The sequence below is a fragment of the Kribbella sp. NPDC048915 genome, assembly GCF_040649595.1.
Lineage (GTDB): Bacteria > Actinomycetota > Actinomycetes > Propionibacteriales > Kribbellaceae > Kribbella.
The window spans coordinates 1-18,191 of the sequence record NZ_JBEZFT010000029.1 but is presented as its reverse complement, the minus strand read 5'-3'; the positions used below and the strand labels follow the sequence as shown (position 1 = coordinate 18,191).

The window sequence follows — 18,191 nt, the reverse complement described above, 5'->3', positions numbered from 1 at the left end:
GCCGGCGCGTGAAAGAGGAGGGCTGAGATGCCCGCAATCGTGCTCGTCGGCGCCCAATGGGGCGATGAGGGCAAGGGTAAGGCGACCGATCTGCTCGGCAACACGGGCGAGGTCATCGACTACGTCGTGAAGTTCAACGGCGGCAACAATGCCGGTCACACGGTCGTGATCGGGTCCGAGAAGTACGCGCTCCACCTGCTCCCGAGCGGCATCCTCACACCGGGCGTCACCCCGGTGATCGGCAACGGGGTCGTGGTCGACCTCAGCGTGCTGTTCGAGGAGCTCGACGCGCTGCAGGCGCGCGGGCTGGACACGTCCCGGCTGGTGATCAGTGCGAGCGCGCACGTCATCCCGCCGTACAACCGGACCCTCGACAAGGTCACCGAGCGGTTCCTCGGCAGCCGCCGGATCGGTACGACGGGCCGCGGCATCGGGCCGACGTACGCCGACAAGATGAACCGGATCGGCATTCGCATCCAGGACCTGTACGACGAGAAGATCCTCGAGCAGAAGGTCACCGGCGCGCTCGAGCAGAAGAACCAGCTGCTGGTGAAGGTGTACAACCGGCGCGCGGTCGAGATCAGCGAGGTCCTCGACGAGCTGCTCGGGTACGCCGAGCGCCTGAAGCCGATGGTCGCCGACACCAGCCTGCTGCTGAACAAGGCCCTCGACGACGGCAAGACCGTGCTGATGGAGGCCGGTCAGGCGACACTGCTCGACGTCGACCATGGCACGTACCCGTTCGTCACCTCCTCGAACGCGATCTCCGCCGGCGCCTGCACGGGCACCGGCATCCCGCCGACCCGGATCGACCGCGTGATGGCCGTCGTGAAGGCGTACACGACCCGCGTCGGCGAAGGCCCGTTCCCGACCGAGCTCCTCGACGAGGACGGTGAGTGGCTGCGTCAGCAGGGCGCCGAGTTCGGTACGACGACAGGCCGTCCGCGGCGTTGTGGGTGGTACGACGCCGTCATCGCGCGGTACGCCGCTCGCGTCAACGGCGTCTCCGACTTCGTCCTCACCAAGCTCGACACCCTGACCGGCCGCGAGAAGATCCCGGTCTGTGTCGCGTACGACGTGAACGGTGTGCGCCACGACGAGATGCCGATGACCCAGACCGACTTCCACCACGCGCTCCCGGTCTACGAGGAGTTCGACGGCTGGAGCGAGGACATCACCGGCTGCCGGACCTTCGAGGACCTGCCCAAGGAGGCGCAGAGCTACGTCCGCGCGGTCGAGTCGCTGAGCGGTGCGCGGATCTCCGCGATCGGCGTCGGGCCGGAGCGCAGCCAGATCGTTCAGCTCTGACCGACGACCTTTCCGAGCCTCCCCGTCAGTTACCGATGATGGGGAGGTCCCGGATGAACGGCGCGTTGCGCAGATCGCCGAACGTCGGACGCTCGATGTTCGGCGTCTGGATCGGAGTCCGTGCCCACGCTGCGCCTTCGCCCTGCGTCGCCAGGTAGAACGTCAGCGCGCCGATCGCCAGCAGGACGACGGCGATCAGTCCGGCGAACCAATGCGGCCGGAAGGTGTTGCGCGCGGCGATGTGCGCCCCTCGACGCAACGAGCTACCGCCAGGACCCCACCAGCAGCAGAACAGCGCGGTGAGGCCCGCCGTACCGAAGCCGACGGCGGACAGCGGAGTCCAGTCGAGTCCGTACGCCGACGCCGCGACGCCGGTGACGATGCCGCCGACGACCACCGCGGTGAGCAGCGGAAGGATCAGACACGGCAGCGTGATGAGGGCCGCCGTCGCGAGCTGCAGTGGGCTGGCGACCACAGCCACCAGGCCGTCCGACTTGCCTGCCCGTCCTCGGACCTGGCGGCGGCGCATCAGTGCAGTGCTGGAGCGGTCGACGGTCCGGGCGAGCACCAGCAGCAGGATGGCAACGATCGAGCCGACTCCGGGGACCAGGGCGATCAAGCCGGTCAGCGCCAGCATGAAGCCGACGATGACCGCCGTCCGGCGACCGGTCGGCGGAGCCTTCACCGGCTGAGCGGCCACCGGGTGCGCAGGCTGTGCTTGGGGCTGTGGTGAGGGTTGCTGGTACGGCACGGGCGTGCCGTTCTGGTACGGAGCCGGGCCGCCCGTGTACGGCGTGCCCGCGTACGGCGCAGCGGCGTACGGCGCGGCACCATAACCGGCGGCGCCGTAGCCAGCCGCACCATAGCCAGCCGCGCCAGCCGCGCCAGCCGCACCCGCACCGGCCGCGCCGGCATCAACCGCACCAGCTGCGCCACCCGCGCCGCCGTACGCTGCGGGCTGCACCGGAGTGGCCGGCTTCTTCGCCGTCGCCTCGCGGATCTTGTCCCGGATCGGAGCGAACGCCGACAGCGGCGGAATCACCGGCGGCACGAGCTGCGCCACCTCGGTGGGAGTCGGTCCGGTGTCTTCCTGTGCTTCGGCAACAGCTGCTGCAGCAGCAGCATCTTCTGCGGGCATCAGCTTCGTGACGAGCTTCGTCGGCGGTACGGCGGCCACCGTCGGACTCTCCCGCGGTGGCAGCGCGTCGCGTCCCTCGGCGTACCGACTCAGGCCGGCCATGATCTCGGTCTGTGTCGGCCGGTCGGCCTTGTTCGGTGAGAGCGCCGCGGCGAGCAGCGGCTTCAGGCGGGGGTCCAGGCCGTCCAGGTCGGCCTGTCCGGAGTGCACCCGGGCCAGCACCGCCTCGAACGGACCCTTGCCGAACGGCCGGCGCCCGGTCGCGGCGAACGCCACCGTGGCGGCCCAGCCCCACCAGTCCGCGGACTCCGACACCATCTCGCCCTCGATGAGCTCGGGCGCCAGGTAGCCCGGCGTACCGATCACCAGACCGGTCTGGGTGAGTCGCAGGTCGTCGGCGGCCTGCGCGATGCCGAAGTCGATCATCACCGGCTTGCCGTTGCACATCATCACGTTGCCGGGCTTGAGGTCGCGGTGGATGACACCGACCTCATGGATCGCCTGCAGCGACTCGGCCAGGCACCCGGCCAGCGGGAGCCACTTGCGCGGGGTCAGCGGACCGCGCTCGTCCACCTGCTCGTCCAGCGGGCGGCCGGGGACGAAGCGGGTCACCAGATAGGGCTGCTCACCCTCGAGGTCGTGGTCCAGAATGCCGGCCACGCCGGGGTGGTTCACCTTCTGCAACGTGGTCGCTTCACGTTGCAGGCGTGCCCGCGCGATCGGATCGTGCGCGACGTGCGGCCGCAGCACCTTCAGCGCGACCTCTTGCCGCTCCGGCCCCTCGGCCAGGTAGACGACACCCATGCCGCCCTGCCCGAGCCGCCGGATCAACCGGTACGGCCCGACCCGCTCCTCCACCTCCTCTTCCCGAGTGGAAGGCGGTCCCCCTGAGACTGACATGCCATCTACGGTACGTCCCTGCGAGATCAATCCCCGACGATGACCTCAGAGGTAATCGCCTGAACGCACCCGGTCGCCGACGCTGAGGGCATGACACAGAACCTGAAGGCCTACGCGATCGCCAATCTGCGCGCCGTCCGGATGGGGCCGCACATCGTCGAGTACCTCGAGCGCATCGACGCCACGCTCGTGCCGTACGGCGGCCGGTTCATCGTCCACGGCGCGACGCCGGAGCTGGTCGAAGGCGCCTGGGACGGTACGCCGATCGTGGTCGAGTTCCCCGACGTCGAGCACCTGCGGGCGTGGTACGACTCACCGGCGTACCACGCGATCCTGCCGCTGCGCACCAGGAACTCCGACGGCGACGTCATCATCGTCGAAGGCGTCGACGACACCCACAAAGCCACCGACATCCTCGACTGACGTCGGCGGCGGACGTCCAGGTATGCAGAAGTCCCGGATCCGGGCTGGATCGGCCGCGTCAGCCCGGGTTCTGCATACCTGGAGATCCCGACCGGGGCGTCAGCGCTTCAGTTGGGGGTACGCCTCGGTCAGGTCCTTCGCGGTGACGGACTTGGCCCAGCGGGCGGGTCCGTCGGCGAGGACCTCGTAGGCGTCGGCCTCGATGCCGTCGAGGGCCTCCTTGGCGATGTCCTCCGGGCGGGACTTCGGCTCGGTCACGTCGCTGGTCATGTCGGTGTCGACGTAGCCCATGTGCAGTCCGGTGACGCCGATGCCGCGGTCCAGCAGTTCGAGCCGGATCGCGTTGGTCTGCAGCCAGAACGCGGCCTTGGTCGCGGAGTACGCGCCGTGCCGGGCGATCCAGGACAGGCCGGACAGCGCGTTCAGGATGTGGCCGCCGCCGTTGCGCTCGATGATCGGGACGAAGGCCTTGGTGAGCTGCAGCGGGCCGAAGAAGTTCGCCTCGAAGACCGCGCGGGCCTCCTCGATCGATGAGTCGAGGTAGGTGTCGGGGGCGCTCGCGCCGGCGTTGTTGATCAGCACCGTCACGTCCGGCGCCGCCTCGGCGAGTGCGTCGATCGTGGCCTGGTCGGTGATCTCGAGCGGCAGCGGGACGACCCGCGGGTCCGTGCTCGGTCGCGGGCTGCGGGCGGTGGCGTAGACCTTGGTCACGCCGCGGGTGAGCAGGTCGTCGACGAGGGCCTTGCCGATTCCGCGCTGGCCGCCGGTGACCAGGACGACGGCGCCTTGCAGTGAGGTCATGGGGGAGCTCCTGAGATGAGAAACCGATCTGTTTCCACCACCGTAAACCGATCGGTTTCCGATTTCAAATCGAACCGGTACGCTTCATGGCATGAGTACTTCGGCAACACCCCGCGAGCGGCTCCTGGATGCCGCGGGTGACCTCTTCTACCGCGACGGCGTCAGTATCGGTGTGGATGCGTTGTGCAAGGCGGCCGGAGTGTCGAAGAAGTCGATGTACCAGCTGTTCCGCTCCAAGGACGAGTTGATCGCGGAGAGCCTGGCCAGTCGCGGCCCGGCGTACCAGGCGGTGCTGGAGCCGCGCCCGGATGACGACCGGTCGCCGCGGGAGCGGATCCTGGCAGTCTTCGAGAACCAGGACGCGATGGTGGCTGAGGGCAACTACCTCGGCTGCCCGCTGGTGAGTACGGCGGTCGAGCTGAAGAACCCCGAGCACCCTGGGTCGGTCGTGGCCCGGCATTTCAAGCAGCAGCTCACCGACTTCTTCCACCGCGAGCTGGTGAAGGCCGCCGCGGAGGATCCGGCCACGCTGGCCGTCCAGCTCACGATGATCTTCGACGGTGCGTCCGCCCGGGCCGTCGTCCGCGCCCAGCCGCTGAACGGTATCGGCGCGGCTACCGCGGCAGCGCTCCTCGACGCGGCCGGCATCCACGCCGGCGAGCTGGCGCTCCGGTGAGCGCGCAGGTGGAGATCCCGACCGAGTTCCACAAGTTGCTTGCGTCGACGGCGATCGCCCTGGTGGGCACGATCGGTCGCCGTGGTGAGCCCCAGGTGACACCCTTGTGGTTCCTCTGGGACGGCGAGCGGGTGCGCATCAGCCTGGTCGACGGCCGGCAGAAGCTGCGCAACCTGCAGCGCAATCCGGCGATCTCGGTGGTGATCGTCGATCCCGCGCAGCCGACGTACTACATCGAGCTGCGCGGACACATCGACGAACTGGTGCCGGATCCCGAGCTCGCCCTGGAGAAGGCGATCGCGCGCAAGTACACGGGTTCCTGGGAGGACGTCGAGCCGCCGGGTACCACGCGGTACGCGACCAGCGTGATCGTCGAGCGCATCACCAAGCAGCTCGGTCACTAGTGGGACGCTGACGCAGTTTGTTCCACCGGACGTGAGACAGAAATGCGTTGTGTTCCAAGGAAGTTCCGGTACCGGCGGGGTCTTGACCCGGGTTGCCAGGCGTCGTGACACTGCCCTGGAAACCGCTGTCCTACCGCCCCCCGAGACAGGACACCGCCCATGCGAAAACTTCCTTTTGTCGCGGCCGCGGCCTGTGCCGCACTGGTCGCCGGGACCCTCACCACGCCGGCCGCCGCTGCGGAGCAGGCCGCACAGGCACCTCAGGCCGTGGATGCGCCGCCGACGTTCACCCATCCCGGCGTCGGCGTGAGCCGCGCCCAGCTCGACTTCGTCCGTGCCAAGGTGCAGGCCGGCGCGCAGCCGTGGACCGCCGCCTTCAACCAGGCGAAGAACAGCTCGTACGCCTCGCTGTCCCGCACACCGAAACCCCGTGCGGTCGTGGAGTGCGGCTCGTACTCCAACCCGAACTACGGCTGCACCGACGAGCGCGAGGACGCCATCGCGGCGTACACCGACGCCCTGCTGTGGTACCTCACTCGAGACGACCGCTACGCGCAGAAGGCGATCCAGCTGATGGACGCCTGGTCGGCGACCGTCCGGGACCACACCAACAGCAACGCGCCGCTGCAGACCGCCTGGGCCGCGTCGTCCTGGCCGAAGGCCGCGGAGATCATCAAGCACGTGTACGGCGACTGGCCGAACGCCAGCCGCTTCGCCACCATGCTCCGTAACGTCTATGTCCCGGAGATCATCAACGGCTCCAACTCCAACGGGAACTGGGAGCTGAGCATGACCGATTCGCTGCAGGGCATGGCGGTGTTCCTCGAGGACAAGGCGATCTACGACAAGGCGATCGCGCTGTACCGGCTGCGCGTACCGGCGTACGTCTACCTGGAGTCGGACGGTGCGCTGCCGAAGACCGTGCCGAGTCAGAACCTCAACACCCGCGACAAGATCGTCAACTACTGGCAGGGCCAGGGGACGTTCGTGACCGGCTTGACTCAGGAGACCTGCCGCGACCTCACCCACACCGGCTACGGCATCTCGTCGATCTCGCACGTGCTGGAGACGGCGCGGATCCAGGGCATCGACATGTACCCCGAGTTCGGTGAGCGGTTGCGCCAGGCGCTGGGCTTCCAGTCCAAGTGGGAGCGGAACCTCGAGCCGGTGCCGTCCTGGTTGTGCAAGGGCACGCTGCACCGCGGGCTCGGTCCGATCACCGAGGTCGGGTTCAACGCGATGCACACCCGCCTGGGCTATGCGATGACCAACACCCAGGCGCTGACCGAGTCACGCCGTCCGGCGGGCTCCAACAACCTGTTCGTTGCGTGGGAGACGCTGACCCACGCCGAGAACCCGTCCTGACGGTGTCTTCGGGAGGGCCGGTCCACTCTGCCCACCGGCTCTCCCGGACCCTCAGTCGTGCGCTTCGCCGCGCTTCCAGTAGCCCTGGAACGAGATGGCACTCTTCGGCATCCCGACCGCGTTCACGAGGTGACGGCGGACCTCCTTGATCATGGAGGACTCCCCGGCGACCCACGCGTAGTCGACGTCGAACGGCAGCACCGTCGACTGCACCGTCTCCGCCAGCGTGCCGTTCGTGACCCAGGTGACGTCGGCGTTGCCGGCCAGTGGTCGCACATCGGCAGCATCCGGTACGGCGACGAACACCGTGGCATGTACTCCGGCCGGCAACTCCTCCAGGATCCCGGCGAGTGCGGGCAGCGCCGTCTCGTCCGCGACGAGCACGCGCCGCACGCTGGTCGCCGGTGGGACGTAGTCGACGCCCGAGTGCAGCAGGCCCTTCGTGCTGGTCTTGTCGACCGCGAACGGCAGCAGTAGACCGACCTGGTCGCCCAGCTTGGCTTCACTGACCCAAGCGGACGCAGGTCCGTTGACACCGTGCAGGACGAACTCGATGTCCAGCTCGGCCACCTCGGGACGCAGCGCCCGGACCGTGTAGGTCCGCATGATGAAACGTTCGTCGACCGGCTGCGCGCACCAGTCCGGGTACCAGTCGGGTCCGGACGGCAGTGTGATCGGGCCACCGTTGGGCGGTGTCAGCAGGACCTTGATGCGCTGGTCCGGCCCGGCGGTGACTGCCTCGGCGATCCGCGGTGCGACGAACGTCACGCGGCGCAGGTGCGGGCTCAGGTCGTCCACGGCCGCCACGGAGGCCAGGAGCGAGTCGAAAACGATCGGCCGCTCGAGCACAGTCGTCATGCTGGGATCTCTCCATACACTCTGCAGGGGGCTCAGATGCGGACCCGCGCACCACCGGGTTATTCTGAGGCATCTAGAGGTTAGCCTTACCTAAGAGGATCCCGAAAGTCCAATGCCCCCGCCCACTGCCACGGTCGCCGCCGGCCAGGACAGCGTTGTTCCTTCGCGCCCGCGCCGTGCACGGCGGAGTGTCCTGGCTCTCGGCCTGGTGGGGTGCGTCGCGCTCCTGATCCTGGTCTGCCTGCTAAGTGTCGCGGTCGGTTCGAAGCAGATCCCGCTGGCCACGGTGTTCGATGCCCTGCGCCACTACGACGAGGCGAACACCGATCACGTGATCGTCCACTCACTGCGCGTACCGCGGACGCTGATCGGGTTGATGGTCGGCGCCGCGCTCGGGCTGTCCGGGGCGCTGATGCAGGGCGTGACCCGCAATCCGCTCGCCGATCCGGGCATCCTCGGTGTGAACGGCGGAGCGGCGCTGTTCGTTGTCGGTGGCATCTACTGGTTCGGGTTGTCGACGCTGACGTCGTACGTGTGGCTCGCCTTCCTCGGCGCGGCCGCGGCGTCGGTGGTCGTCTACCTGCTCGGGTCACTCGGTCGCGAAGGCGCGACGCCGGTGAAGCTCGCGCTGGCCGGTGCGGCGCTGACCGCGATGCTCGGATCGCTGACCACCGCGCTGTTGATCGGTGACGTCGACACGTTCGACCAGTTCCGCTTCTGGTCGGTCGGGTCGTTCGCCGGCCGCGGTTCGGACATCGCGGAGCAGGTGGCCCCGTTCATCGTGATCGGGATCGTGCTGGCCCTGTTCTGCGGGCGGCTGCTGAACGCGCTGTCGCTGGGGGACGACGTGGCCAAGTCGCTCGGGCAGAGGGTCGGCCTCGCGCGCGCCTTCGTCGCGGTGGTCGTCGTCCTGCTGTGCGGTGCGGCGACCGCGGCGGCCGGCCCGATCGCGTTCGTCGGGCTGACCATCCCGCACGTGGCGCGGCTCCTCACCGGACCGGATTACCGCTGGATCCTGCCGTACTCGGCGCTGCTCGCACCGATCCTGCTGCTCGGTTCCGACGTGATCGGCCGGGTCGTCGCACTGCCCGGTGAGTTGCAGGTCGGCATCGTGACCGCGGTCATCGGAGCGCCGTTCTTCATCGCGCTGGTCCGCCGCCGGAAGCTGGCCGACCTATGACGCTGCTCAGCCCACCGGACAAGACCGCCGAGGCCGCGCAGATCATCGCGCGGGCGCGGTCGGCCCGCCAGGCGCGGTCGTTGGTCGTCGCAGTGGTTCTCGCGGTCGTCGTGTTCGCGACGTTCTGTGTCTCGCTGTCGCTGGGCGACTTCAAGGTCCCGGTGCTCGACGTGGTGAAGACGCTGTTCGGTGGCGGCGACCGGGCGACCGAGTTCATCGTCAATCAGCTGCGGCTGCCGAGGGCGCTGACCGGGCTGCTGGTCGGTACGGCGCTCGGTCTGTCCGGAGCGATCTTCCAGAGCATCGCGCGCAACCCGCTGGCGAGCCCCGACATCATCGGTGTGACGTACGGCGCCAGCGCGTTCGCGGTGTTCGCGATCGTGACCATCGGGCTCACCGGAGCCGCGGTGTCGGCGTTCGCGATCGTCGGCGCGGTGCTGACCGCATTCCTCATGTACGTGCTGGCGTGGCGGCACGGTGTCTCGAGCTACCGCCTGATCCTGATCGGCATCGGCATCGGTGCGATCGCCACCAGCATCACGTCGTACCTGCTGACCAAGGCGCGGGTCGAGATCGCGCAGCAGGCGCTGATCTGGCTGACCGGAAGCCTGAACGGTCGGGACTGGTCGAACGTCCGGTCGCTGGCCATCACCCTTGTCGTTCTGCTGCCGGTCACGGCGTACCTGGTCGGGCAGTTGCGCATCCTGCAGCTCGGCGACGAGACGGCGTACGGGCTCGGGGTGCGGGTGGAGGTCGCGCGGCTGGGGCTGATCGTGGTCGCCGTTCTCTTCGCCGCGATGGCGACCGCGGCGGCCGGGCCGATCGGGTTCGTGGCGTTCGTGGCGCCACCGATCGCGCGGCGGCTCACCCGCTCGCCGGGGCCCGCGATGATCGCGTCCGGTCTGCTCGGGGCGCTGGTGGTCGCGGTGTCGGATCTGATCGCGCAGCACGCCTTCGGCGACACGCAGTTGCCGGTCGGCGTGGTCACCGGCGTGGTCGGGGCGCCGTACCTGATGTTCTTGCTGGCGCGAGCGAACCGTGTCGGGAGTGGTGGCTGAGGGATGGAGAACTCTGTGGACCCGGTGATTCGGCACAGCCTGGCTGCCGATGGTCTCGCGGTCGGCTACGACCAGCGGGAGATCATCCACGACCTGTCCGTGCGGATCCCGACCGGGAAGATCACGGTCATCGTGGGTGCCAACGCCTGCGGGAAGTCGACGCTGCTGAAGACGCTGGCGCGGTTGCTGAAGCCCCTGCGCGGATCAGTGCTGCTCGACGGCAAGAGCATCCAGCAGATCCCGACCCGCGAGGTGGCGACCAAGCTCGGACTGCTGCCGCAGTCGCCGACCGCGCCGGAGGGCATCACGGTCGCGGACCTGGTCGGCCGCGGACGATACCCGCGGACGCGCTGGATCCGGCAGTGGTCGAAGGCCGACGACGAGGCGGTCGCCGCGGCGATGACGTCGACCGATGTGCTGTCGATCGCGGACCGGCCGATCGACGAGCTGTCCGGCGGGCAGCGGCAGCGGGTCTGGATCGCGATGGCGCTCGCACAGGAGACCGACATCCTGCTGCTCGACGAGCCGACCACGTTCCTCGACCTCACGCACCAGTTCGAGGTGCTCGACCTGCTGGTCGACCTGAACCGGTCCGAGGCCCGGACGATCGTGCTGGTGCTGCACGACCTGAACCAGGCCTGCCGGTTCGGCGACCACCTGATCGCGATGAAGGACGGCGCGATCGTTGCTGAAGGCAACCCTGCGGACGTGATCACCGAGGACGTGGTGCAGGACGTGTTCGGGCTGGCGGTACGTGTCATCGCCGACCCGGTCGCCGGTACGCCGATGGTGGTGCCGATCGGTCGGCACAGCCGGGTGCAGGATGGGGATCCGGGCGCGGATGCGCAGGGTTCGCGGACCAGTCCAGCCGCGGCGGCGCTGGCGGCGAGCGCTGCCGCCAACGGCATCTGCCGACCCTCCGCGGGGTAGTACCTTCCGGCGTTGTCCACAGGTCTCTGAGTGAGGGATCGGATTTCGTCGGTGGGTCTGGCTATGGTGGCGGGCATGTTGTCGCCGCTCGTGTATCACCGGTCCGTCCTGGCGGTCGTCCGTCAGGTCGACGAGCGCGCCTGGGCGGCGTTGTACGGTGCGCCGGAGGCATCGCTCGACGAGCTTCTGCTGCGGAATGCGTACCGCCTGGAGGCTGAGGCGCATCAGGTGGTGTTCCGGGCGGGGCAGCGGGCGGCCGCGGCGCTCGAGCTCGACGCGGACATCGACTACTTCCAGGTGAGCGGCGAGCCGAACGCGTCGTACCTGCATCAGGCCGGCAAGGCGGTGATCCTGTTCCAGGGCACGTTGCTCGACCGGTTGGACGAGGACGAGTTGACCGCGGTCATCGGGCACGAGCTGGCGCACCGGTTGTTGTGGCAGGCGGACGACGGCGGGTACCTCGCTGTCGATCGACTGCTCGACGCGGCGGCGGGTGACGCGCGGACGCCGTCGCAGTACCTCGAGACGCATCGGCGGTGGTCGTTGGCGACCGAGCTGTTCGCGGACCGGGGTGCCCTGACGGCGTGTGGTGATCTGACGACGACGATCCGCGCGCTGCTGAAGCTGGAGACCGGGCTGAGTACGGCGGACCCCGCGGCGTACCTGCGGCAGGCCGAGTCGCTGGATCTGCGGTCGGGGAGTCGCGGGACGTCGCATCCGGAGGCCGTCGGGCGCGCGTGGGCCCTGAAGAACTGGCTGGACGGTGCGGACATCGAGCTGCTGGTGACCGGTCCGCTGGACGTCGACGCGCCGGATCTGCTCGACGCGGTTCTGCTGCGCGAGCTGAGTCGGGACTTCGCGGCAGCGATCGCGCACACCAACGGATTGCGCACCGATGCGGTGGCAACAGCGGCGGCGGGCTTCGCGGATCCACCCGGTCCGCTCGGCGTGCCCGGCGGAGCGGTGCGCTTCGACGAACCGTTGGCGGTGCGGCCGGTCGACGGCGCCCCGCTGCCACGACCGCGTCCATTGGCCGAGGCAACCAAGCGCTACCTGTCTTATCTGCTGCTCGATCTGGCCACGGCTGATCCGGAGACGGGTGACACCGGTCTGGTCGCTTCGTTGGCCGTTGCGCGCCGAGCCGGCTTGCCTGGGTACGTCGACGTGGCGGACGACGAACTGGGATGGAGCGACAAGCAGCGGGCGCGCTTCGTGGAAGCTGCCGCGGAGGTGAGCGGATGAGTGCGGACGACCTGATCGCGCTGGCCGTCTCGCAGGGCGGGCTGGGCAACGACGCTTTGCTGGCCGCTGTGCTTCCGCTGTTCCATCAGACGGCGGCGGTTCACGAGCGCGGGCTCGTCGCGCCGCTGCGCGGTCTGGATCGGATCGTGGTCGACGATCAGAACCGGCTCGGCTTCGCGCCCGAGGACGCCGGCCGGCCAACGATGGCCGATCGGGAGATCGAGGCGCGGCAGGGGAAGCGTCCGAGCGCCGTCGAGGTTGTCGCGCATCGACAGGCAGACCTCGACCTCGGGGAGCGCGGTGGCCGGGAGACGACCACTGTGCCGGAGCCGGTGCCGGATGCGATCGTGGCGCCGACGCTGGTGGCCGGGTGGCAGAGCTGGGAGCACGTGGTCGGCCATCATGATCAGCTGACCGACGTCTTCAGTCTGGGGCAGCTCCTGCTCGGGCTCGGCTGCGGTCTCGACCTGTCCCGGACCGCGGATGTCGCCACCTTGATCGATGCTCGCGGCAACTTGTACCGGCTGGACCCGGATCTGCATCCGGTGATCGTCTCGGTCGCCGCCCAGATGGTCGAGCCGGATCGGCACCGGCGCGCGCAGGACCTGCCGTCGCTGATCGAACAGCTGGAGAACTACCGCGATCAGCCGCTCGACTTCGACGTCGAGGCGATCCTCCGGGGCGCAGCGGATCGGCGGACGGCGGTGCTCGGCGCGCTCCGGGACAGGCTCTTCGATCTGTCCCGGCGCAATCGGCTGATCAACTTCCGGCCGACCGCGCAGACGCTGAACCTCACCGAGGCGTCGGTGCCGCTCATGCTCGACGTACGGACGATTCGTTCCGAGCAACTGTTCACCTGGCGGGACGAGCTCGCCGCGCCGTTGCTCAAGAAGGCGCAGCCGTTGGGCAAGTGGATCCGGTACGACGAGGCGCCGTACGCCGCGAACACGTTGGACAAACTGATCTCGACCGCACGCCGGGACCGGGCCGACTACGGGCAGGATCAACTGCGGCTCGTGCCGGCCTTCCTGCGCTGGCACGATCTGAAGAACGATCGCGACACCCGGCTGGTCTCGCCGCTGGTGCTGGCGAAGGTGGAGCTGACGAAGAAACGCGGGGTGCGCGACTCGTACACGTTGCGGGTCACGGACCCGATCGCCGAGGTGAATCCGACGCTGCGGCACAGCCTGCGGCAGCTGTACGGGATCTCGCTGCCGGAGACCGTGGACCTGTCGGCGCCTGGTGCGTTGCAGGGTTTGCACGAGCGGCTGGCGAAGGAGATCCAGGCGACCGAGCCGGGGCTGCGACTGCATCTGCGGGAGAAGCCGCGGATCGAGCTCGTGCGGCAACGGGCGATGACGCGGTTGCGCACCTACCACCGGAGGCGGCACGGGAACGTCGCAACCGGGTTCGGTGGCAGGCAGTACCCGTACTCGTACCGGCGCTCCGACTACCAGCCGCTCGGCGTCCAGATTTTGCGGACGCAGATCGCGCAGCAGGCCCTGCCGCTCGGGGTCGCGCTCGGTGCGGAGCCGCGGCGGCCCGGGGCGCTCGAGACCGACGTGTACACCCTCGACACCGACGGCGGACCGTACTCGTGGGACGTCGATCTCTGCGCGGTGTCGCTGGCGAACTTCAACTACCGGACGCTCGGGCTGGTGCGCGACTACGACGAGTTGCTGACCAGCGGGGAGTCGGCGGCGTCGTTCGACCAGCTGTTCTCGGATCGGCCGCGGCCGGTGGCGACTGCGTTGCCGGAGTTGGCGCCGGCCGAGCGCTACTTGGTGGTTCCGGCGGACGGGTCGCAGGTGGCGGCGATCGCGCGGGCTCGGCGGGGCGAGAGCTTCGTGATCCAGGGCCCGCCGGGGACGGGCAAGTCGCAGACGATCACCAACCTGATTGCGGACTTCGTCGCCCGCGGGAAGCGGGTGCTGTTCGTCTGCCAGAAACGGGCGGCTCTGGATGTGGTGCACGCGAGGCTGGCCAGTCGCCGGCTGGATGGGTTGTGTGCGCTGATCCATGATTCGCAGGGGGACAAGAAGGCGTTCGTCCATGGGCTGCGCGAGACGTACGAGTCCTGGCTGACCGCTGCGGACGATCTCGACCTGCTGACCGCCCGCCGAGCCGAGTTGATCGCCCGTGTGGACGGGCTGCTCGCCACCGTGGACGCCTTCGAAACCCACCTCACCGAAGGCACCCCACCCCTGCGCACCGTCGTCAACCACCTCGCCCACCTGCACACCCACGCCTGGTCGCCCAACATCGTGAACGCGGACGCACCCGCGGCCGAAGTGTCAGCCGACGAGGTGCCTACGGATGATGTGCCGGGGGTTGAGGTGCCGGGGGTGGGGGATTGGTGGAGTTCTCGGGAGGTCGTGCGCAAGGTCGCTCATGCGCTGGCAAGTGCTGATCCCTCCACCGCTGGCGTCCTCTCCCGGAGCCCCCTCGCCGCCGTGGCGACCACCCACTGGCACGACGTCAACATCACCACCGCGACCCGCACCCTGCACACCCACTGGAGCGCCGTCGCCACCGCACTGGCGGCCGTCGATGGTGGCGGTTCGGGGCTCACGGCGGCTGAAGCGCGGCGGTTGGCCGGGTTCGGACGGTTGGTGGCCCCGTTGGCTGCCCTCGAGAAAGCGGACGCGATGGTTCCGCGGTCGGATGTGGCTCGGGAACTGAAGGCGGCCGCAGACGAGCGAAAGAAGCTGGTTGCGGCCGAGAAGGCTGCCTGGACGGAAGCTGCCGGGTGGAAGCGGCCGCTGGCGGCGGCGGATGCGCGGGCGGCGCTGAAGGTTGCTGAGAGCAAGGAAGGCAAGGCGTTCGCCTTCCTGAACGCGGACTGGCGACGCGTGAAAGGCCTGGTCCGCGAACGCTTCGACACGAGCGCCCGCGCCGTACAACCGTCCATCACCGAACTTTTGTCCGACCTGGTCACCGCGCAATCGGCCTCCGCGGCAGTCACGAAGCACACCGAGCAAACCCGCGAGGACTGGGCAACAGACGACCCGCAGCGCCTGATCGACCAGCTCGCCAACGCCCGCAAGACCATCCCCAACTGGCGCGCCCTGCTCGGCAACATTAGTGAGCTCTCCCACCTGGCCGACACCTTCGACATCGCAGCCGAAGCGACTGAGGAGCTCCTGGCCGACCGCTGGGAGACCCTCACCATCGCCGAGCTCCGCGACCTGGCAGATCGACTCGGCGCGGCCGGGCCGATCATCCGCGCGATCGGCCCCACACTGCGCGAGCTCGCCAACGCGCCGACCTCGGTCCGCACCGCGGTACGGCGACTCGACGCCACACCGGACCAACTCGAGTACGCCGTCTGCGCTGCCGAATGGGAACGCGCCCGCGTCGCTGCACCGCTCCAACTCTCCTCTGAGCGCGTCGACGCGATCGTCGGCGAACTCGGCATGGCGTACGACGATCTCACCGAGCTCAACGCCCAACTCGTGGTCGCGCAGGTGCAGCGCCGGTTCCTCGCGGAGGTCGACCACTCCGAGCGCAGCGTGACCGGGATGTCCACTGCGGACCGTGAGCGCAAGAAGACGTTCGCGACCGGGCGACGCGAGCTGGAGCACGAGTTCGGGAAGGTGATGCGGTACCGATCGATCCGCGATCTCGCGTCCGGTGCGCCGGGTGCGTTGGTGTCGACGCTCCGGCCGGTATGGCTGATGAGCCCCTCATCGGTGTCGGACACGCTACCGCTGAACGCGTCGTTCGACGTTGTCGTGTACGACGAGGCGAGCCAGATCCCAGTGGAGGAAGCGATTCCGGCGCTGCACCGGGCGCCACAGGTGATCGTGGTCGGTGATCAGATGCAGCTGCCGCCGACGCAGTACTTCCGGGTGCGCAACGAGACCGACGACCTTCAGGCGGACGACGAGACCGCCGAGCAGGTCGGCATCGCGCTGACCGAGGACAGCTTCCTGTCGATCAGTGCGCTGCGGCTGGCGTCGACGATGCTGACATGGCATTACCGGAGTCGTTCGGAGGCGTTGATCTCGTTCAGCAACGCCGCGTTCTATCAGGGCAAGCTCGCGACGGTTCCGGATCGGCTGCCGGCGCACACTGCTCCGCCATGGACGCTGCAGTCCGACTCGCCACCGTCCGAGGTGTGCGACAGCTTGCTGGCCGGGAGCATCACCTCGGTTCGGCTCGTCGACGGCGTGTACGTCCGCCGTACCAATCCCGCCGAAGCGCGGTGGATCGCGTCGCTGGTCCGTGAACTGCTGGCGCGTGATACCGGGAAGAGCCTCGGCATCGTGGCGTTCTCGGAGGCTCAGCAGGGTGAGATCGAGCGGGCGCTGGATGCGTTGGCCGAGGAGGATCCGGCGTTCGCGGCGCAGTACGAGGCAGAGCAGGTGCGGACGCGCGGGGAGCAGGACGCCGGGCTGTTCGTGAAGAACCTGGAGAACGTCCAGGGCGACGAGCGCGACATCATCCTGATGAGCGTCTGCTACGCGGCCGGCCCGGACGGGCGGATGCTGATGAACTTCGGCCCGATCAACACGTCCGGCGGCGAGAAGCGGCTGAACGTGATCTTCAGCCGCGCCCGCGAACACATGGTGATCGTCAGCAGTATCGAACCCGAGGCGATCACCAATACGTACAACGACGGCGCGAACACGCTGCGCCGGTTCCTCGGGTACGCCGCTGCCGTCTCCCGAGGCGATCAGGCCGCCGCCAAGGCCGCGCTCGCGACGTACGACCTGCGCAGCACGCCCAGCACCGTGACCGGGCCGACTCCGGTGGTCGAGCAACTCGCGGCGGCGCTGCGGGACCGTGGTGTGGAGGTCGACCTGGCCGTCGGCGAGTCGGTGTTCCGCTGCGACCTCGCGGTGAAGCGTCCCGATGATCCGGGGTATCGCCTGGCCGTCCTTGTCGACACCCCCGACCGAGTCGACGCCGATACGCTCCTTGAGCGCCTCACCACCCACCCCACGGCCCTGACCGCCACCGGCTGGCGCGTCCGTCATGTGCTGACCACGGACTGGACGCGTTCGCCGCAAGCAGTCCTCGACCAACTGATCGACGAGCTCGATCGCCCGGTCGACTGATCGGTCAGGCCTCGGCGACGAGGAGTTCGGTGGCGATTGCCGCACCGTCGGTCTTGAGCGGGGTCGCGAGTTCGGCGACGCGGGCGCGGGTTCCGCCGTCCGGTACGGTTGCGAGCAGGGCCGACACAGAGCCCGTCGTCGGTGTCCTCGTACGCTCGTGCACCGCACCGATGCCGAGGGCAACGACTCGGGAACCCGGATACGGCTGGTCACCGAGCAGCGGGACATCGAGCTGCGGCGTGCCCCCGCGGACCGCTTTGGTCGTGGTGGCGGCACCACGATGGTGCACAACGGCGGCGACCTCGGCGAACACGTCTGCTGGTTCACCGCGCCGATGGTGATCGCGATGCGTTCGCGCAACGCCCAGTTCGGCGACCAGCGCGGCCTGGGCTGACGGGACGTCAGGGTGATGGGGCCCGGGGTGATGGGGTGTCATGGCGATGGGGCGTTGCGGGCTGGGGCCGTGATGCGATGGGGCGTTGCGGGCTGGGGCCGTGGGGTGATGGGTGTTGCGGGCTGGGGCCGTGGGGTGATGCGGTGTTGTCGCCGTAGATCTGTGGAGGGTTTTCCCCCGTATGGCGGCAGAATCCCTCCACCGTCGTGCGGAAAATCGGCTCTTGTGACCGATCCGTGGGTGGCCCGGGCGACCGAGTCGCCGCCCGCGCTGTGCCGCACCCGACCGCGCCCGACCGCGCCCGACCGCGCCCGACCGCGCCCGACCGCGCCCGACCTGGACCGCGCTGGACGCCGCGCGCGTTCCCACACCGTGGGTTCACCCACGGTGTTGTGGGTTCCTGACCCGTGTGAAGGGTACGGAACCCACAACACGATGGGTGAACCCACCT

At 69.0% G+C, this 18,191-nt stretch carries 15 protein-coding genes; 11 read left to right on the top strand and 4 right to left on the bottom strand.

Translation table 11 applies throughout. The annotated features are described in order from the left end of the window. Nucleotides 1-27 precede the first annotated feature (27 nt). Nucleotides 28-1,308, top strand: a complete 1,281-nt coding sequence (locus AB0B82_RS17145; RefSeq protein WP_360168580.1) for an adenylosuccinate synthase — start codon at nucleotides 28-30, stop codon at nucleotides 1,306-1,308. A gap of 25 nt (nucleotides 1,309-1,333) precedes the next feature. On the opposite strand, the gene AB0B82_RS17140 is transcribed toward AB0B82_RS17145, so the two are convergent. Next, nucleotides 1,334-3,346, bottom strand: a complete 2,013-nt coding sequence (locus tag AB0B82_RS17140) for a serine/threonine-protein kinase (RefSeq protein WP_360168577.1) — start codon at nucleotides 3,344-3,346, stop codon at nucleotides 1,334-1,336. Between the two features lie 90 nt (nucleotides 3,347-3,436). Between AB0B82_RS17140 and AB0B82_RS17135 the strand changes: the two genes are divergently transcribed. Next, the gene (locus AB0B82_RS17135; RefSeq protein WP_360168574.1) at nucleotides 3,437-3,769 is read left to right on the top strand and encodes a DUF1330 domain-containing protein; all 333 of its coding nucleotides are present in this window, start codon (nucleotides 3,437-3,439) and stop codon (nucleotides 3,767-3,769) included. Nucleotides 3,770-3,868: 99 nt separating this feature from the next. Here AB0B82_RS17135 and AB0B82_RS17130 read toward each other — a convergent pair whose 3' ends face one another. After that, nucleotides 3,869-4,570 carry an SDR family oxidoreductase gene (locus AB0B82_RS17130; RefSeq protein ID WP_360168571.1) on the bottom strand — a complete coding sequence of 234 codons (702 nt, stop codon included), beginning with the start codon at nucleotides 4,568-4,570 and terminating at the stop codon, nucleotides 3,869-3,871. 91 nt (nucleotides 4,571-4,661) lie between these two features. Here AB0B82_RS17130 and AB0B82_RS17125 point away from each other — a divergent pair, with 91 nt between their 5' ends. The 3 genes from AB0B82_RS17125 to AB0B82_RS17115 all read left to right on the top strand — a co-directional run bounded on the left by AB0B82_RS17125 (nucleotide 4,662) and on the right by AB0B82_RS17115 (nucleotide 7,015). After that, nucleotides 4,662-5,246 carry a TetR/AcrR family transcriptional regulator gene (locus AB0B82_RS17125; RefSeq protein ID WP_360168568.1) on the top strand — a complete coding sequence of 195 codons (585 nt, stop codon included), beginning with the start codon at nucleotides 4,662-4,664 and terminating at the stop codon, nucleotides 5,244-5,246. Then, on the top strand, nucleotides 5,243-5,650 hold the full coding sequence (locus AB0B82_RS17120) for a PPOX class F420-dependent oxidoreductase (RefSeq protein ID WP_360168565.1): 408 nt from the start codon (nucleotides 5,243-5,245) through the stop codon (nucleotides 5,648-5,650). The genes AB0B82_RS17125 and AB0B82_RS17120 overlap by 4 nt, the downstream gene beginning before the upstream one ends. 159 nt (nucleotides 5,651-5,809) lie before the next feature. Further along, on the top strand, nucleotides 5,810-7,015 hold the full coding sequence (locus tag AB0B82_RS17115) for an alginate lyase family protein (protein WP_360168562.1): 1,206 nt from the start codon (nucleotides 5,810-5,812) through the stop codon (nucleotides 7,013-7,015). Between the two features lie 51 nt (nucleotides 7,016-7,066). Here the strand turns inward: AB0B82_RS17115 and AB0B82_RS17110 are convergent, their stop codons facing one another. Next, on the bottom strand, nucleotides 7,067-7,873 hold the full coding sequence (locus AB0B82_RS17110) for a siderophore-interacting protein (RefSeq protein WP_360168559.1): 807 nt from the start codon (nucleotides 7,871-7,873) through the stop codon (nucleotides 7,067-7,069). A gap of 112 nt (nucleotides 7,874-7,985) precedes the next feature. Here AB0B82_RS17110 and AB0B82_RS17105 point away from each other — a divergent pair, with 112 nt between their 5' ends. From AB0B82_RS17105 to AB0B82_RS17085, 5 genes are all read left to right on the top strand, one after another. Beyond that, the gene (locus AB0B82_RS17105) at nucleotides 7,986-9,053 is read left to right on the top strand and encodes an iron chelate uptake ABC transporter family permease subunit (protein WP_360168556.1); all 1,068 of its coding nucleotides are present in this window, start codon (nucleotides 7,986-7,988) and stop codon (nucleotides 9,051-9,053) included. After that, nucleotides 9,050-10,111, top strand: a complete 1,062-nt coding sequence (locus AB0B82_RS17100) for an iron chelate uptake ABC transporter family permease subunit (RefSeq protein ID WP_360168553.1) — start codon at nucleotides 9,050-9,052, stop codon at nucleotides 10,109-10,111. Before AB0B82_RS17105 ends, AB0B82_RS17100 begins: the two co-directional genes overlap by 4 nt. 3 nt (nucleotides 10,112-10,114) lie before the next feature. Further along, the gene (locus AB0B82_RS17095) at nucleotides 10,115-11,041 is read left to right on the top strand and encodes an ABC transporter ATP-binding protein (protein ID WP_360168550.1); all 927 of its coding nucleotides are present in this window, start codon (nucleotides 10,115-10,117) and stop codon (nucleotides 11,039-11,041) included. A 75-nt stretch (nucleotides 11,042-11,116) separates the two neighbouring features. Next, nucleotides 11,117-12,283, top strand: a complete 1,167-nt coding sequence (locus AB0B82_RS17090; protein ID WP_360168547.1) for a M48 family metalloprotease — start codon at nucleotides 11,117-11,119, stop codon at nucleotides 12,281-12,283. Further along, nucleotides 12,280-17,346, top strand: a complete 5,067-nt coding sequence (locus AB0B82_RS17085) for an AAA domain-containing protein (protein ID WP_360168544.1) — start codon at nucleotides 12,280-12,282, stop codon at nucleotides 17,344-17,346. Before AB0B82_RS17090 ends, AB0B82_RS17085 begins: the two co-directional genes overlap by 4 nt. A 4-nt stretch (nucleotides 17,347-17,350) precedes the next feature. On the opposite strand, the gene AB0B82_RS17080 is transcribed toward AB0B82_RS17085, so the two are convergent. Further along, on the bottom strand, nucleotides 17,351-17,473 hold the full coding sequence (locus tag AB0B82_RS17080) for a hypothetical protein (RefSeq protein WP_360168541.1): 123 nt from the start codon (nucleotides 17,471-17,473) through the stop codon (nucleotides 17,351-17,353). A 30-nt stretch (nucleotides 17,474-17,503) separates the two neighbouring features. Between AB0B82_RS17080 and AB0B82_RS17075 the strand changes: the two genes are divergently transcribed. Further along, nucleotides 17,504-17,740, top strand: coding sequence for a hypothetical protein (locus AB0B82_RS17075; protein WP_360168539.1), 237 nt, complete (start codon nucleotides 17,504-17,506; stop codon nucleotides 17,738-17,740). Nucleotides 17,741-18,191 lie beyond the last annotated feature (451 nt).